We start from the raw sequence: 264 nt of genomic DNA, 5'->3' as shown, positions 1-264 counted from the left end.
GGATAGGTCGCAAAGCTAAGAGTCTAAGGTAATGAAAATTACTATGATAGTCTGGTTGCAGTTTGGATTTTCACACATGTTGTGATGTATGAAAATCGAAAAGGCAACCAGATTTTTTATTGTCTCAAAAAGAAAAAATAAATGGGCACACTGTTCGAAAGGATAGGTCGCAAAGCTAAGAGTCTAAGGTAATGAAAATTACTATGATAGTCTGGTTGCAGTTTGGATTTTCACACATGTTGTGATGTATGAAAATCGAAAAGG

General features: G+C 35.2%; 2 riboswitches.

The features are described 5' to 3' along the window. A riboswitch (cyclic di-GMP riboswitch) is annotated at positions 1 to 63 on the top strand. This riboswitch is flagged as partial in the annotation. 71 nt (positions 64 to 134) lie between these two features. Further along, positions 135 to 223, top strand: a riboswitch (cyclic di-GMP riboswitch). Positions 224 to 264: the final 41 nt, after the last annotated feature.

The sequence above is a fragment of the Bacillus cereus group sp. BceL220 genome (assembly GCF_051776965.1).
Lineage (GTDB): Bacteria > Bacillota > Bacilli > Bacillales > Bacillaceae_G > Bacillus_A > Bacillus_A cereus.
Note: the sequence above shows the minus strand (reverse complement) of the source record. Positions and strands in the feature narration are given on the sequence as shown.